This window comes from Burkholderia sola (genome assembly GCF_905400185.1).
GTDB lineage: Bacteria > Pseudomonadota > Gammaproteobacteria > Burkholderiales > Burkholderiaceae > Burkholderia > Burkholderia sola.
In genome coordinates this window covers 2199790-2214682 of the sequence record NZ_FR989676.1, presented here as the reverse complement: position 1 = coordinate 2214682, position 14893 = coordinate 2199790, and the positions used below count along the sequence as shown (strand labels likewise).

15 protein-coding genes are annotated in these 14893 nt (G+C 68.4%); 4 read left to right on the top strand and 11 right to left on the bottom strand.

The features are described from left to right. Nucleotides 1–777: 777 nt before the first annotated feature. Nucleotides 778–2157: an MFS transporter gene (locus KR541_RS26355; RefSeq protein ID WP_050014112.1), complete on the top strand. Its 1380-nt coding sequence runs from the start codon at nucleotides 778–780 to the stop codon at nucleotides 2155–2157. A gap of 506 nt (nucleotides 2158–2663) precedes the next feature. Here the strand turns inward: KR541_RS26355 and infA are convergent. The 4 genes from infA to KR541_RS26335 form a co-directional block, all read right to left on the bottom strand. Further along, complete coding sequence (gene infA, locus KR541_RS26350) at nucleotides 2664–2927, bottom strand: translation initiation factor IF-1 (RefSeq protein ID WP_006483034.1); 264 nt, start codon at nucleotides 2925–2927, stop codon at nucleotides 2664–2666. 464 nt (nucleotides 2928–3391) lie between these two features. Continuing rightward, nucleotides 3392–3595, bottom strand: coding sequence for a cold-shock protein (locus KR541_RS26345; RefSeq protein ID WP_006483056.1), 204 nt, complete (start codon nucleotides 3593–3595; stop codon nucleotides 3392–3394). 397 nt (nucleotides 3596–3992) lie between these two features. After that, nucleotides 3993–4409, bottom strand: a complete 417-nt coding sequence (locus tag KR541_RS26340) for a type II toxin-antitoxin system VapC family toxin (RefSeq protein ID WP_235356229.1) — start codon at nucleotides 4407–4409, stop codon at nucleotides 3993–3995. Further along, nucleotides 4396–4632 carry a FitA-like ribbon-helix-helix domain-containing protein gene (locus KR541_RS26335; protein ID WP_050014174.1) on the bottom strand — a complete coding sequence of 79 codons (237 nt, stop codon included), beginning with the start codon at nucleotides 4630–4632 and terminating at the stop codon, nucleotides 4396–4398. Before KR541_RS26335 ends, KR541_RS26340 begins: the two co-directional genes overlap by 14 nt. Before the next feature lie 509 nt (nucleotides 4633–5141). On the opposite strand from KR541_RS26335, the gene KR541_RS26330 reads away from it, so the two are divergent. Both KR541_RS26330 and KR541_RS26325 read left to right on the top strand, forming a co-directional pair. Beyond that, on the top strand, nucleotides 5142–6419 hold the full coding sequence (locus KR541_RS26330) for an acyltransferase family protein (protein WP_235356230.1): 1278 nt from the start codon (nucleotides 5142–5144) through the stop codon (nucleotides 6417–6419). A 91-nt stretch (nucleotides 6420–6510) separates the two neighbouring features. Beyond that, nucleotides 6511–7899, top strand: a complete 1389-nt coding sequence (locus KR541_RS26325; protein WP_050014114.1) for a DHA2 family efflux MFS transporter permease subunit — start codon at nucleotides 6511–6513, stop codon at nucleotides 7897–7899. 9 nt (nucleotides 7900–7908) lie between these two features. On the opposite strand, the gene KR541_RS26320 is transcribed toward KR541_RS26325, so the two are convergent. Continuing rightward, nucleotides 7909–8289, bottom strand: coding sequence for a DUF4377 domain-containing protein (locus tag KR541_RS26320; protein ID WP_050014115.1), 381 nt, complete (start codon nucleotides 8287–8289; stop codon nucleotides 7909–7911). Nucleotides 8290–8585: 296 nt separating this feature from the next. On the opposite strand from KR541_RS26320, the gene KR541_RS26315 reads away from it, so the two are divergent. Beyond that, complete coding sequence (locus tag KR541_RS26315) at nucleotides 8586–9782, top strand: tyrosine-type recombinase/integrase (RefSeq protein ID WP_124630215.1); 1197 nt, start codon at nucleotides 8586–8588, stop codon at nucleotides 9780–9782. Nucleotides 9783–10105: 323 nt separating this feature from the next. Here the strand turns inward: KR541_RS26315 and KR541_RS26310 are convergent, their stop codons facing one another. The 6 genes from KR541_RS26310 to KR541_RS26285 all read right to left on the bottom strand — a co-directional run bounded on the left by KR541_RS26310 (nucleotide 10106) and on the right by KR541_RS26285 (nucleotide 14878). Next, nucleotides 10106–10324 (bottom strand): YXWGXW repeat-containing protein, encoded by a 219-nt coding sequence (locus tag KR541_RS26310; protein ID WP_050012702.1) that lies wholly within the window; start codon nucleotides 10322–10324, stop codon nucleotides 10106–10108. Nucleotides 10325–10381: 57 nt separating this feature from the next. After that, entirely contained in the window at nucleotides 10382–11539 is a 1158-nt protein-coding gene (locus KR541_RS26305) for a DUF1501 domain-containing protein (RefSeq protein WP_050012703.1), read from the bottom strand. A 2-nt stretch (nucleotides 11540–11541) separates the two neighbouring features. Further along, nucleotides 11542–12936: a DUF1800 domain-containing protein gene (locus KR541_RS26300; protein ID WP_050012704.1), complete on the bottom strand. Its 1395-nt coding sequence runs from the start codon at nucleotides 12934–12936 to the stop codon at nucleotides 11542–11544. A gap of 231 nt (nucleotides 12937–13167) precedes the next feature. Further along, a complete protein-coding gene (locus tag KR541_RS26295) occupies nucleotides 13168–13671 on the bottom strand; it encodes a periplasmic heavy metal sensor (protein WP_050012705.1) in 504 nt (167 codons plus the stop codon). Further along, nucleotides 13668–14087: a hypothetical protein gene (locus KR541_RS26290; RefSeq protein ID WP_050012706.1), complete on the bottom strand. Its 420-nt coding sequence runs from the start codon at nucleotides 14085–14087 to the stop codon at nucleotides 13668–13670. The genes KR541_RS26295 and KR541_RS26290 overlap by 4 nt, the downstream gene beginning before the upstream one ends. Continuing rightward, entirely contained in the window at nucleotides 14084–14878 is a 795-nt protein-coding gene (locus tag KR541_RS26285; protein ID WP_080334195.1) for an RNA polymerase sigma factor, read from the bottom strand. The genes KR541_RS26290 and KR541_RS26285 overlap by 4 nt, the downstream gene beginning before the upstream one ends. Nucleotides 14879–14893: the final 15 nt, after the last annotated feature.

Genomic DNA, 14893 nt, shown 5'->3' with positions numbered 1-14893 from the left:
TGAAACAAATTTATCACTAGGACACGTACTAAATAAAATCCGTCAGCCGAATAAACTCCGTGGCATGCTTCAGAAAATTGGCGACCCACGAGGCCGATCATCGCAATTCCGCATTGCCGATAGTGCCCTCAGTATGCCGATAGCGATAAAGCAAACCAATTCGTCAATCCGGTAGCTGAATGGTTTTCGGCATCGCAACGGCAACGTTCCGGCCTGTGGTCGTGCCGACCGCCTGCCCCCGCGACGGCCAATCCCGCCGTCCCGACAAAAAACGCGGAGGCTTGAGCTCCGCCGATGGCAGGCTTGCGTGCGATGGCGCCGCGAACCAGCCGCGCTGCACGCGCTGGTCCGTGACGCGCTGGCACGAAAGAACGTGACCGGCGCGGCATGCGGGGCGCCGCTCGCGCCGCCGGTGCCGATCAATCAGCAAGCGGGCCGCTCGGCCGCCGTTTTCCTGGGACGCGATTCCGATTGCCGGCCGCAGGTCTCGGACGACGCTGCAGGCCATGTTCAAGCTGACCCGCAGCAAAGCGTCGCTGGTGCTGCATCTCACGCAAAAAGGTTGTCGCTCCGGAATTCTGCCAAAACGACGGCGCCCCACCACAGCCCCGCGCGGTTAATTTGCCCCCGGTGTTGTGGGAAATGGGCGTGACGCGGCAGACCGAGCTGACGAGCAGACTGGCATGCCGTTTGCGTCGCTGCCCTCGCCCTGCTGACACCATGCTGGCAGCAGGCGGCGCTTAAGCTCGCATGATCGCCCGCCCAGGAATGTCGCCCATGACTCGTCCCGGAGAAGTTTCTGCGCTCGTCGGCCGCATCGTCAAACGCCGCGGCGTGACCCTGCTCACGCTGTGCCTCGCCGTGCTCGTCGCCCAGATCGACACGGCCGTCGTCAATCTCGCCACACGCGCGATCGGCGCCTATTTCCATGCCGGTGTCGGCGCATTGCAATGGGTGGTCGACAGCTACAACCTCACGTACGCGGTGCTGTTGCTGACCGGCGGACTGCTCGCCGACCTGTACGGCCGCCGCCGCGTCTTCCTGGCGGGCACGGCCGTCTTCACCATCGCGTCGCTGCTGTGCGCACTCGCGCCGTCGGTGTCGGTGCTGATCGCCGCACGCGCGCTGGCCGGCGTCGGCGCGGCGTTGTTGCTGCCGGCGTCGCTCGCGATCGTGCGGGTCGTGTGGCGCGACCCGGTGGAACGCGGCCGCGCGCTCGGCATCTGGGCCGCGTGCAACGGCGTGGCGATGGCGATCGGGCCGACGCTCGGCGGCGTGCTGATCCGGCACTTCGGCTGGCGCAGCATCTTTTTCGTCGTCGTGCCGCTGAGCATCGCCGCGATGCTGCTCGCGATCCCGGCCGTGCCCGAGTCGTCCGATCCGCACGGCCGGCATTTCGACGGCGCGGCGCAAGTCACGGGCGCACTCGCGCTCGGCGCGCTCGCGTATGCGGCGATCGTGTTCCGCGAGGCGCCGGTCGCATGTTCGATCGCCGGTTGCGTCGCGGTTGCGTCGTTCGTTGCGTTCGTCGCGATCGAGCGCCGCCACGGCGAATCCGCGCTGGTGCCGCTCGACATTTTCCGGATCAGCGCGTTTCGCGGCGCGATCGCGGCGACCACCGGCATGACGTTCGGGATGTATGGCGTGCTGTTCCTGCTGCCGCTGACGTGGCAGAGCACCGGCCGCCTCGATTCGACCGGCGCGGGCCTCGCATTGCTGCCGATGGCGCTCCTGTTCGTCGCCGTGTCGCCGTGCTCCGGGCGGTTGTCGGAGCGCGTCGGCACGCGGGCGGCGACGGCCGGCGGCGTCGCGGTGATCGCGAGCGGACTCGTCGCGATCGGCGCATCGGCCGGTTCGTCGAGTCTGCTCGGCGCGGAGATCGGGCTCGCATTGACGGGGCTCGGGATGGGGGTCGCGACGGGTCCTTTGATGACCGTCGCGGTGGGCGCGGTCGACGCCGCGCGCTCGGGCACCGCGAGCGCACTCGTCAACGTCGCACGCATGACCGGCGCGACGCTCGGGATCGCGGTGCTCGGCACGGCGTTCGCAGCCGCGCACGGCGGCGCGGCCAGCCTGCGCGTGGCGATGTTCGCCGGCGCGGCGGTTCAACTGACGGGCGCAATGGTATCGGCAGTCAGCGTGCAGCGGGCCGCATGACGCGTCAACTGCATGCTCGCCCTTCGCTCGACGATGCTTCCCGCCACACTTGCGCGTCCGGTGCTCGGCGCGTCTCTGCAGCAGCGCCGGCATCAGTTCCTCGATGTACTGCCACGCCAGCCCGCGCGTAAAGCCGCGGGCGAACGGCGTCGCAGCGTGCACGGTCGGTCGTCGGCCCGTGCGGTTTCAGCGATGCAGGCGACGTTTGTCGCATGCGATCCGAACGCGCGGCTCGTGACGATACCGAATGGCGGGCAGTAACCGATGCCGGAATGTTCGCTGTATTTCGCGATGGCGATCGAGGATTGCCTGCGGGACGCGGCCGCCTGAGCGAGGAACACGCGCGGCGCCGGCAAAGGCGGGAGAGGTAGAAGTAGCCGCCGCGGCGCGATGGCGCCGCTGGCGACCGACGAACGGCGCACCGTGCGCCGTTCATCCGGTTCGTCCGGCCACGGGGCCGGACAGTTGGCGATCGGTGCGCGTTGCTGCGCACCGGTCCTGGCCGCTTAGCGGCGCGGCTGCCCGCTTCGCGGCGGACGCGGGGAATTCGCGTCCTTGTGCCGGAAGTTGATGCGGCCCTTGGTGAGGTCGTACACCGACAGTTCCAGCGTCACGCGATCGCCCGCGAGAATGCGGATGTGGTTCTTGCGCATGCGGCCCGACGCGTACGCGCCGACCACGACGCCGTTTTCCAGCGTGACACGGTATTTGCTGTCCGGCAGCACTTCGTCGACGATTCCGTCCAGTTCCAGCAGTTCTTCTTTTGCCAAACCAATTCCTCCAGACAAGGTGATTGACCGCGGCCGCGGCAACTGCCCGGCGCCGCTCCCGCAAACGGGACGGCGGCCGGCAGGCAGCCGGGATCGGTTCGTTCAGACGGGCCTCGGGCCTGTCTTGCGATCGGAGCCCGGCGCGTTGCGACGTTCGGGCGGTCGGTGGCTGCGGCGCCAGCAGCGCCGCGCAAGTCGGGACCGCGCCAGCTACGGCATGGCGGCGGTCTGCTCGGGTTGATGCGTTGAAGCGGTGATGCGCTCGCGAAACGACGTGCGCTTCGCGAGGGCGTTGCGTCGCATGCGGTTCACGCATGCGATGAGGGAGGCGTCACGACCGATGCATCGTGAATGTCGCGATGCATCGGTCGTGCGCATCGGAACGCACAGGCCGCCGTCATGCGGCGCCCGCGCGATACTCCATTCGGCATCGGCCGCCGCTTGGCGACCGCTGCCGATGCGGCTTACTGCGGCGTGATGTTCGACGCTTGCAGACCCTTCGGGCCGCGCTTCACTTCGAAGCTGACCTTCTGGCCTTCGGCCAGGGTCTTGAAGCCCGTGCCGCGAATTTCGGAGAAATGGGCGAACAGATCGTCGCCGCCGTTGTCCGGGGAAATGAAACCAAAGCCCTTGGTTTCGTTGAACCACTTGACGGTACCGGTATCCACAAATACTTCCTTAATACAAATAATTGAACATGCGCCCGCGACGGGCACAGAAAGAATCAAAGAGGGAGAGACCAACGACTGCCGCACGGTGTACGGCCAATGATGAGCAATCGGACTTCTTGATGACTTCGGTCTCGGACACTACGCGGTACCGGACGTTTCGTCAAGTTATTTTGATGCGGCGCACAAGCACGAGCGCTTCGGACGCGTTCCATGACGGAGGTTTTGAGTCGACACAGCCCGTTTGAATGCATCCCTCGTTCTTTGCTGACCGCCCGCTTTTACTGCGGCTCCGATTCGTGTCACCACCACAAACCCAGCATGTCGGTCTACAGCGCCATGGTGCCCGGCGCGAACAGCGAATGCGTCGCACGCGGCATCGAGCCCGCCCCCGGCGCTAGTCGAACGGATTCAACAACCGAACGCCGGTGCGAGCGAAATCGTCGACGTTGCGCGTGACGACCGTCAGATCATTGATCAGTGCGGTGGCCGCGATCAGCTTGTCGAGTTCGTGCGTCGGATCGGGCACGCGCAAATGCCCCCACATCTGGCTGATCTCGATATCGACCGGTAGGATGTTCGGCGCATAGCCGGACACGATCATCGCCATCCAGGCCTCGAGCGCCGACGCCTGCGGGTGATCGCCGCGATGACGGATCAGGTCGACGCCGCGCCGCAGCTCGGCCACCGTCACGACGGACAGGTAAAGCGGGCTCGCTTCGGCTTCGGCCTGCCTGAAGAACGCCCGCACGCCGCGGTTGGTTCGCCTGCCCTTCCTGATTTCGCTGATGACGTTCGTATCAATCAAAAACACGCGTGACCTCGCCTGAATCCTGAACACGTTGGAAATCCGCGTCTTCGCCCACCTCCGGCATGCTCATCAGCACTTGCGCGAATGTGCGCCGCTTCGGTCGGCCGAGCGCTTCGGCCAGAATGGCTCGATGTTCGGCCTCGGCGCTCCTGCCATTAGCCGCGGCCTGCTCGCGCAGGCTTTGAACGATAGTGTCATCCACGTTACGCACCAGAAGATTTGCCATGAGTACCTCCATCCAGATTTGCTATCAATGATAGCGCCATGAAGGTAAATTGCAAGCATTGCTATCACCTTCAGGACCGGACGGATCCCGGGTCGGCGTAGACCAGCGGCAACGGACGGCAGGAATCCGCCCTTCTTCCGCCGCTGGCCCGACGCATCGAACTGCTGTCGCTCAAGGTAAGCCCGCGCCGGACGACGGGGAAGCCGGCCGAATGGCCAGTCGCGTGCCATTGACGACGACGAATGTCCGACCGGCGAGGAACAGGATTTGCGAGGCGAGCCCCGCAGGCGACCAGCACGACGAGTACGCGCCCGCATCGATTCGCCCTGAAACATCGTGTTGCACAACGGGCCGCCACATCGCCCGCGACGCTCGCAATCGTTTGATACCATCGGATCACAAGACCGGCGATCGAAAGCCGTGCGAAGCGCGCAGAAGACCTTGCATCGACGCGGACCATCCGACCATCCGTGCCTGACATCCCGATCCAAGACACGAGACGCTCTTCAGTGGACTTTGTTACGCCCTCTCTGGAAACCCTGTTCTCCCCGACACCCGACAAACTCTACTTCCCGGCATGCGTTGCGGCCGTGGCGATCATCGCGTGGCTCGTCGCGCGACACGTGCCGTTCTACCGGTCGGCCGTCGACAAGTCGCTGTCGATGCGCTATCGCAATCTCGACGGTTTCCGCGGCCTGCTGGCCGTCTCCGTGGTCTTCCATCATTTCGCGTGCAACCAGGCGTTGCTGTCGACCGGCGTCTGGGGTGCCGGCACCGATTTCCTGCGCAATCTCGGCACGATTCCCGTCGCGATGTTCTTCATGGTCACCGGGCTATTGTTCTGGGAACGCGCATGCCGAGGCGCGCTCGACGTGCGGAACTTCTTCGTCGGACGCGTGCGACGCGTCGCGCCGCTCTATCTGTTTTACGCGGCCGTCATCGTCGTCTGCACGCTTTACTGGTTTCCCCGCAACGCCGTCGGCGCACCGACGCAGTTGCTGGCCGACCTGCTCAAGACCGTTTCGCTCGGCTGGTTCGGCGCGTTCCCGATCAACGGAGCGGAGCGGACGCCGTATCTGAGCGGCGTCTGGTGGACGCTCGCCTACGAATGGCGGTTCTACGTCGCCGTTCCGTTTCTCGCCTGGTTCGTCGCCACACGTGCGTGGCGCAAGCTGCTCGCGCTCGCGATCGTCACGGCGTGCGCGGCGCTGTTCGGGCCGCCCGGCGGCATGGCGCTGCTGTTCGCGCTCGGCGCGGTGGCCTACGAGGTGTCGCGGCACCCCGCGATCCGCGCGCGGCTCGCGACGAAACCGGCGGCGACCGTCGCGCTGCTGATCCTCGCGATGTCGCCGTCCCCGGCCGAACGCTATTCGATCGAAGGCGCGCTGCCGCTGCTCCCGGTGTTTCTCTGCATCGCCAGCGGGAACACGTTCTACGGCCTGCTCGACACCCGGCCGCTCGCGCTGCTCGGCACCGCCAGTTTCAGTATCTACATGATCCACATGGTGATCGTGTACATGATCATTCATGCGTTCAACAAGTTCGTTTTCCCGATCAATTCGGCTGGCGATTCCGGCATCTGGGCGCTCGCGCTCGCATGCGCGCTGGTTGCCGTCCTGTGTTCGCTGCTGACTTACCGCTATGTCGAGCATCCGTTCATCGCCAAGCGCCACGACGCACGCGCGGCACGCCGCGCGACCGCGCAAACGCGCCTGCGCCACGTCGAGCAGCGTCCCGCCGACGACGAACATGCCCTCGATGCGGTCGGCGAGACCGCTTCCCGATGACCGGCGGAATCGGTACCATCGAGCGCTTGAGGCCCGGCGGCCGCCGCGCGACCCCGCGCCGGCGCCCGTCTTCCGTACCACCGATTTCACCATGTCCCGCGAACCCACACATTCCGCGCTGCTCTGGATCGTCGCCGCGGCGTTCTTCATGCAGTCGCTCGATACGACGATCGTCAACACCGCGCTACCGTCGATCGCCCAAAGCCTGCATGCGTCGCCGCTCGCGATGCAGCCCGTCGTGGTCGTCTACACGCTGACGATGGCGATGCTCACGCCGGCCTCCGGCTGGCTCGCCGACCGGTTCGGCACGCGCCGCGTGTTCTCGGTCGCGATCCTCGTGTTCGTGGTCGCGTCGATCGGCTGCGCGGCGTCGCACACGCTCGGCCAGCTCGTCGTCGCGCGCGCCGTGCAGGGCATCGGCGGCTCGATGCTGCTGCCGATCGGGCGGCTCGCCGTGCTGCGCCGCGTGCCGGGCGAGCAGTACGTCGCGGCGATCGCGTTCGTGTCGATCGCCGGCCAACTCGGCCCGATCGTCGGGCCGACGCTCGGCGGCTGGCTCACGCAGGCGATTTCGTGGCACTGGGTGTTCATCGTCAACGTGCCGGTCGGCGTGATCGGCTTCATCGCGGTGCAACGCTACCTGCCGCACGACCAGGCGACGCAGCCGCCGCCGTTCGACTTCGTCGGCTGTGCGCTGCTGTCGGCCGCGATGATCGCGCTGTCGCTCGCGATCGACCCGCCGATGTCCGCGCACCGCACCGCGTGGGCGACCGGGCTCGCCGGGCTCGGGCTGGCGAGCGCGCTGGCGTACCTGCCCCACGCGCGGCGCCGCACTCAGCCGCTGTTCCGGCTGGGGCTGTTCCGCGAGCCGAACTTCGGCTCGGGGCTGCTCGGCAACCTGCTGTGCCGGATCGGCACGAGTTCGGTGCCGTTCCTGCTGCCGCTGCTGATGCAGGTGCAGCTCGGCTATACGCCGCTGCAATCCGGGCTGATGATGCTGCCGGCCGCGATCGCGGGCGTCGTCGCGAAACGCTGGATCGCGCCGCTCGTGAAGCGCTTCGGCTATGCGGCGTTTCTGGTCGTGAATACGGGGATCGTCGGCTTCGCGATCGCGGGATTCGCGCTGGTGTCGGCGCGGCCCGCGCCTGTTCTGGAAGGCGTGCTGCTGATCGTGTTCGGCGCGGCGAATTCGATGCAGTTCGCCGCGATGAACGGCGTGACGCTCAAGGGGCTGTCGCATGCCGATGCCGGCAGCGGCAACAGCCTGTTCACGATGATGCAGATGCTCGCGATGGGGCTGGGCGTGTCGATCGGCGGCGGGCTCGTCAACCTGTTCGCTGCCTATCGGGGCTCGATGGCGCACGGGTTCATGCTGTCGTTCGCGTGCATGGGCGCGGTGACGCTGCTGTCGTCGGTCGTGTTCCGGCGGATCGATACGGCCGCGCCGCCGGCCGGTGCGGCGGCGCGCCCTTCCGCGTGATCGCGGCCGTCAGTTCACCTGGCTGCGCTCGACGACGCGCTTGAGCACCCAGCGGATCGACGAACCGTCGGCCGGCGGCCGCGCGACGCGGTATTCGTCGACTTCGAGCGTGTACAGGTAGCCGGGCTGGTACGCGAACCCTTCGATTCCCGCATACCACAGGCTCCACGGCTCGCTCGGGCTGCTGCGCACCTGCAGGCACTCCGCCGGCGCGACGCCCGTGCAGCGCGCGGACTGCGGCGCGACATAGACCGTCTTCGTCACGGGCGTGCCGTCGGCCGGGCGCGCCGCGCTCGGCGCGATGGCAGCGGCGTCGGTCTGGCATCCGGCGACGAGCGTGCTGCCGGCAATGACGGCCGCGCCGAGCAGCGTTCGAATCTTGTGAATCATCTGGTATGCCTCTGCGAGCGTTGGAGGGCCAATTAGACGAACCGCCCGGTGAGAAGGTTCACAAACACCTTACTGAACGTGCTCGACTGCCGTCGTTTATCGGATGTCGCGTGCGAGCCGATACGTTACCGTGTTCCGGTTCCGCCGCGCGCTTCGTCACCGGCCGGGCGATCGCTGTCGACGGCGGCTTCACCGTATGGTGATCGTGTACCATCGGCGCTTCCCGATACGCTTTCGTGCGCTGCGGTCGTGCGCCCGGCCACGCCCGTGCGATTCGCGCAGCGCGTTTCCTTCGCATGACCGCATCCGCTTCGCCCGACACTGCACTCCGCCCGCTGCCGATCGATACGCTGACCGTGCCGGCCGCGCTCGACGGACGCTCAGGCACCAATCGGTCGGGCAGCGCGCATCCGCAGATCGCCGCGACCAACGACCTCGACGCCGTGCGTGCGTGGCTCGCGCGCTTCGTCGATACGCCGACCACGTTCCAGAACTACCGCAAGGAAGCCGAACGCCTGCTGCTGTGGGCCGTGATCGCATGCGGCAAGCCGCTGTCGTCGCTCACGCACGAGGATCTCGTCGTGTACCGGCAGTTCCTGCTCGCGCCCGCGCCGGCCGAGCTATGGTGCGCGAACGGCGGCCGCAAGCATCCGCGCGACGATCCGCGCTGGCGGCCGTTCTACGGGCCGCTGTCGGCAGCGAGCCAGCGGCAGGCGCTGGTGATCCTGAACGTGATGTTCTCGTGGCTCGTGCAGGCCGGCTATCTGGCCGGCAACCCGCTCGCGTTGTCGCGTCAGCGGCAGCGCCGGCCCGCGCCGCGCGTCACGCGCCATCTCGGGCAGCCGTTGTGGCAATCGGTGAAGGATGCAATCGCCGCGATGCCGCGCGACGATGCACGCGCATGCTTCCATGCGGATCGCGCGCGGTGGCTCTTCACGCTGCTGTATCTCGGCGGGCTGCGCATCACCGAAGCGGCCGATACGACGATGGGGCAATTTTTCTGCCGGCGCGACGCGAACGGGCACGCGCGCTGGTGGCTCGACGTGACGGGCAAAGGCGGCCGGCGGCGGCTCGTGCCGGCCACCGACGAGATGATGGCCGAGCTGTCGCGCTACCGGCGTGCGCACGGCCTGCCCGCGCTGCCGCTCGACGGCGAACCGACGCCGCTCGTGCTGCCGGTCGGCCAGACGCGCAAGCCGCTCACGCGTGCGGCGCTGCACCGGATCGTGAAGCAGGTGTTCCGGCACGCGGCCGACCGGCTACGTGCGAATGGCGAGGCCGGCGAGCAGGCGGCGCGCGTGCTCGAACAGGCATCCGCGCACTGGTTGCGTCACAGCGCGGGCTCGCACATGGCCGATGGCCGCGTCGACCTGCGGCTCGTGCGCGACAACCTCGGCCATGTATCGCTCACGACGACGAGCCAGTATCTTCACGCGGACGACGACTGGCGCCATCGCGAGACGGAGGAGAAGCACCGGATCGGGTGGGACTAGGGCGTGTTCACGCTAATAACGGGTTTGCGCTGGCCCCGCGAATGAATTTTTCCAAACAGGGGAACGTGCCTTTCCGCCCACATTGCGGCGTCGTGCGTCGCTTGTTTGGCACGGCCAAACGGCGCTCCTTACTCCTTGCACTGCGGGCGGAAAGGCACGTTCGCAAACCCGTTATTAGCGTGAACACGCCCTAGGCTGCGTTGCGCCGCTCAGCGTACGAGGTCGAGCCCGCCGAGACCGCCGTTGCTGCGGCACTTCGCACGATCGCTTGTGGCCGGCACGTCGATCTCGCCGCACAGCAGCACGTCGATGCGCTTGCCGTGTCAGTACACGGCCACCCAATGCCCCGGCACCCACGCCCAGTGATTGCCGGCCCACCGGTAATGCCCCTTCGCCCAGCGATAGCCGGGTGCGGGCGACGGCGGCGCCACCTCGACGACGGGCGCGGGCTGCGGCGGCCGCACGGGCTCGACTACGCAGGCGGACATCAGCATGGCGCTCGCACTCACCAGCACGGCCAGCGAAACGGATTGGATCTTCAATGTCGATTCTCCCTGTTGTGTAATAGGTTGATCGGGCCGCGCGCGGCATGCGCCACGTTACGCGACCCCACGAATCAGGCCGCTCATCGGCCGTGTCGCGCCGCTTTCCGCAAATAACGCGGACGCGGTGCGGCGCGGATCGAGCCGCAGGCTGTCGGCGGCCGCGCCCGCGATCAGCGCGTCGAGCGACGCGGTCGGCTTCAGGTCACGCCCTTCGTACAGGTCGCCCGGCCGCAGCCCCGGCCAGTCCGCGATCACGCGCCCGCCGGCAACCGCGCCGCCCGCGAGCATCGCGACCGACGCCTGCCCGTGGTCGGTGCCCCCCGTGCCGTTCACCGCGGCCGTGCGGCCGAACTCGGTCGCGACCAGCACCGTGGTCTGCTGCCACGCAGGTCCAAGGCCGTCGCGCAGCGCGGCGAGCATCGTGTCGAGCGCCTTCAACTGATTCGCGAGCCGCGCGTTCTGCGCGCTATGGGTATCCCAGCCGCCCGTCTCGATCATCGCGATCCGCGGCCCGTCGTCGCGCGCGAGAAACGTCGCGGCGAGCTTGCCGACGCCGGCCGGGTCCTGCCGTGCATGCGCGTCGCCGGCGAGGCCGCGTGCTTCCATCGCGGATTGCCACAACGGGCCGAGCTGCGCGTCGGCTTCGTAGAGCGCCGACACGCGGGTGAGCAGATCGTCCGGCGCGGCCGGCAAACCGGACGGCGCATACGACGCGGCCTGCACCGTGCCGCGCAGCGCGAGCGGCACGGTGGGCGCGAATGCGATCGCGTTGTCGCGCGTCGCCGGCAGCAGCGCGGCGAGCCGGTTCAGCCAGCCGTCCTTCACCTGGTACGGTGCGCGGCCGCCCGTTTCGAGCACGTTCTGGCCGTCGAAATGCGAGCGGTCGCGATACGGCGACGCAATCGCATGGACGAACAGCGCCTGCCCGTCTCGGTACAACTGCGCGGTCCGCGCGAGCGACGGATGCAGCGCGAACGTGCCGTCGAGTCGCGTCGCGGCCGCCGCGTCGATCGCGAGCGGGCCGCGCAGCGACGCATACGCGGGCTCCGCATACGGGACGACGATGTTCAGGCCGTCGGCTGCGCCGCGCTGGATCACGAACACGAAGCGCCGGTCGGTCTCGACGTTCGCGAACACGATCCGCGGCGCGACGAGGATCGCGCCCGCGCCGGCGGCGGCCACGCGGAGGAATTGTCGGCGGGACAGTGTCATGGTCATCTCCGTTGGAAATCGGGCGACACGAGCAGCAGCGCGAGCGAGGTCGTCGCGCTTTCGGCGCGCGCGACCGCGGTCGCGGTCGGCGCGCTCATCGAACCGGCGAGCAGCGTGTTGCCCAGCGTGCGCGGATCGAGCCGGTCGCCCGTACGCGCGGCCAGACGCTGCGCGATCTCGACGCGGCGCACGAGCGCGTCGGGCGCCGCCCAGCTCGCGGCGACGTCGTCGTAGCCGGCCGGCGAGCCCGGGCGCCACACCGGCTGGCCGAGCTGCGCGAGCAGCGGCGCGGCCTTGAGATCAGCGGTGTCGCGCCAGCCGAGCCCGCGCAGCGTCGATACGGCCCATTCCCACGGCGTCTTGAACTTGCGGTTGACCGGCGACCACGCGTCGGGCGCGTCGACCAGCGCGCGATAGACGGTCGGCAGGTCGCCGCCGCTCGCGTCGAATGCGCGCGCGAGCCGGTCGGTCAGCGCGGGCGGCGGCGTGTCGGCGACGAAATGACGGGCGAGCTGGAACGCGATGTGCCGGCCCGTCGCCTCCGATCGCGCGAGGTCGTGCAGGACCGCGCGCCCCTGCGCTTCGCCCGGTTGATCGTAGGTGCGGCCCATCACCGTGCGTGAACCCGGTTCGTGCAGATTCGCGCGAAACACGAATGCGCCGGGCGCCGCATCGCCCGGTTGCGGCCCGCGGCCGCCGGCGATGCTCCAGCCGGTCAGCGCACGCGCGAATTCCGTCACGTCGGCTTGCGTGTAACCGGTGCGCACGCCGAGCGTATGCAGTTCCATGATCTCGCGGGCGAGGTTTTCGTTGAGCCCGCGCTTCGCCGACGGATTGCGTGCCTGCGCGCGCAGCGCGGCCGGGCTGTCGGGGCCGACCGAGCGCGCCTGATCGAGGAACACCTGCATCGCGGGATGCTGCTCGACGGCGACGAGCATGTCCTCGAAACGGCCGAGCACGTGCGGGCGGATCGCGTCGCGCTCGAACGCGCCCGCGTACGCGGCCACCTGCCCCTTGTCGACCGATACCGCGAAATGGTTCGCCCAGAAATGCACGAGACGCTCGACAAAAGGCGCGGACGTAGTCAGCGCGCTGTTCATGCGCGCGGCGACGGCGCTGCGATACGCGTCGTAGCCGTCGCGGCGAATCGATTGCTCGGTTGCGCGCTTGGCGGTCGGGTCGTCGCTCGTCATCGCGTTGCGGGTGTTCGCGAAGCGCGTGGCGAGCATGATCGCGTCCGGCTCGCTCGCCCATGGGGCGGGCCCTGCGTCGTAGCGGTCGAACTGGGCGAGCAATGCGGCCTTCGGGTCGGCGGGCGGGGCTTCGTCGGCGCGCGCGCCGAGACCGAAGCGGTTCAGCGCGATCGCGGCCGGTGTGGCGTCGTTCGGGTGGTCCATGACGGGCTCTCTTGCGGTGCATACTCACGTTCAACGCAAGCACACCAAGAAATCCGTCGCGGGAAGGGAAATATTTTTTGTGATCGGGGAAACGCCGGGCGAAAGTCTCGCAGCGCGGCGGCGTGCGTTGTCGATGGATAACGACCGCGCGATTCATCGGAAGCGGCACACGCATGACGCGCGAGCAACACGCAGATTGCATGCCGCCCGCGCGCGCGGTGTTTATTCGGCTTACTCGCTCGCCGATGCGTCCGGCTTCTTCTGCAGCCTCGGCGGCAGACGCCAGTTTCCGCTGTGCTGCAAGCCGTCGACGAACTTCACGCGCTCGTCGGGCGTCAGCGTCGCCGCGAAATCGACGACGCTGCGCTCGATCTGCGCCCGCATCGCGGTGTCGGCCGCGCGCGTGCGGTCGAGCGCCGCATCGATCGCCGCCCGATCGAGTTGCGGCGCCGCGAGCAGGTCGAGCACGGTGATCCGGCCGTCGCGCCCTTCCCGCGCGAAATCGCGGCCGCTCTTGCGCGCCGCCTTCAGCGCGGCGGCGAACTCGCGCTGCCGCGCATCGGGCAATTCATCCGCGGCGAAACGCAACGCGGTGCGCGATGCGGGCGTGCCGGCCGCGTGCAGGTCGCGATGGGTCGAGAACCACTGATACGCGCCGCCGCCGATCGCACCGAGCATGAACACGTTCAGCACGACCGAGCCGATGAGGGTGAATTTCCAGCCGCGTTCGGTCATTCGTCGGCTCCGTCGATGCTCGGGCCGCCGAACGTCGTCGTCAGGTAGCCCGGTTCGTGTTGCGCGATCGGCGCGCTGCCGAGCATCAGCATCGACACGGCCACCGCACCGGCCAGCGCGCCGGCCAGCCCGACGCCTGCGAACGCGGCGCCCGACCACCACACGCGGCCGCGGCGGCGCGCGCGTTGCGGCGGCGGCGCCGTCGCGACGATACGTTCGACCAGCGCCGGCGCGGGCGGCGCCACCGTATCCTGCATCAGCCACGCGTCGAGCTCGGCGGCCTCGTCGAGCGCGTTCAGTGCGTCGCGCGGATGCGCGTGCGCCCACGCTTCGGCCGCCGCGCGTTCGGCTTGCGGCCAGCGCCGCGCGTCCGAGCCATACGCGGCGACGATGGTACGAAATCGTTCGGGTGTCATCGCTTGTCCTCGCTAGGTGGGTCGCCGGCCAGTTGCGCGCGCAGGTTGCGCCGCGCACGGGCGAGCAGGCTTTCCAGCGCATCGACGGTGATGCCCATCAGGTTGGCCGCTTCCCCATTCGACATTTCCTGATAGTACTGGAGCACCAGCGCTTCCCGCTGCCTCGGCGGCAACGCGGCCAGCGCCTGCCGCACGCGCGCGTCGCGCGAACGCAGTTCCGCATGCACGGCCGGCTCCGGCTGCGTGTCGGGCACGTCGGGCAGCGTGTCGCCGGGCTCCTCGCGCCGGCTGCGCAACCGGTCGTAGCACAGGTTCAGCACGACGCGATGCAGCCACGTGTCGAAGCGGGCTTCGCCTTCACGCCAGCGCGGCGCCTGGTTCCAGATTCGCAAGAACGTCTCCTGCGCGACGTCCTCGGCTTCGTTCCGGTCGCCGAGCATGCGCGTCGCCAATGCGAGCAGCCGCGGCAGCTTGCGTGCGACAAGCACGCGCACCGCCGATGCATCGCGTGCGCCGACGCGCGCGACGAGTTCCGCGTCCGGATCGCGGTCGCCGCGATCGTTCAACGCCGCCTGCTCCGTTGCGCGGCGCGCGGGCGCCGCATTGTCACGGCAGAAGGACCCGCCGCCCGGCTGAAGCTCATCGTCGTGCTCTCCTTGCATGCGTCGGGCCATCGCCGGACGGCGCCATGCCGACGGTTCCGATGGTTCGGGATCTCCGCGCGCGTCGCGCCAGGCGTCGCACACGGCATCGGCCGTGCCGGTTTCATCGACATCCGGTTCGCGCCGCATGTCGATCCTGTCTGC

Bases quoted from the DNA above. Each gene is read 5' to 3' on its own strand.
- KR541_RS26300 (WP_050012704.1), bottom strand. From the start codon at position 12,936: ATGGACCACCCGAACGACGCCACACCGGCCGCGATCGCGCTGAACCGC.
- KR541_RS26290 (WP_050012706.1), bottom strand. From the start codon at position 14,087: ATGACACCCGAACGATTTCGTACCATCGTCGCCGCGTATGGCTCGGAC.
- KR541_RS26355 (WP_050014112.1), top strand. From the start codon at position 778: ATGACTCGTCCCGGAGAAGTTTCTGCGCTCGTCGGCCGCATCGTCAAA.
- KR541_RS26335 (WP_050014174.1), bottom strand. From the start codon at position 4,632: ATGGCAAATCTTCTGGTGCGTAACGTGGATGACACTATCGTTCAAAGC.
- KR541_RS26320 (WP_050014115.1), bottom strand. From the start codon at position 8,289: ATGATTCACAAGATTCGAACGCTGCTCGGCGCGGCCGTCATTGCCGGC.
- KR541_RS26315 (WP_124630215.1), top strand. From the start codon at position 8,586: ATGACCGCATCCGCTTCGCCCGACACTGCACTCCGCCCGCTGCCGATC.
- KR541_RS26325 (WP_050014114.1), top strand. From the start codon at position 6,511: ATGTCCCGCGAACCCACACATTCCGCGCTGCTCTGGATCGTCGCCGCG.
- KR541_RS26295 (WP_050012705.1), bottom strand. From the start codon at position 13,671: ATGACCGAACGCGGCTGGAAATTCACCCTCATCGGCTCGGTCGTGCTG.
- KR541_RS26285 (WP_080334195.1), bottom strand. From the start codon at position 14,878: ATGCGGCGCGAACCGGATGTCGATGAAACCGGCACGGCCGATGCCGTG.
- KR541_RS26305 (WP_050012703.1), bottom strand. From the start codon at position 11,539: ATGACACTGTCCCGCCGACAATTCCTCCGCGTGGCCGCCGCCGGCGCG.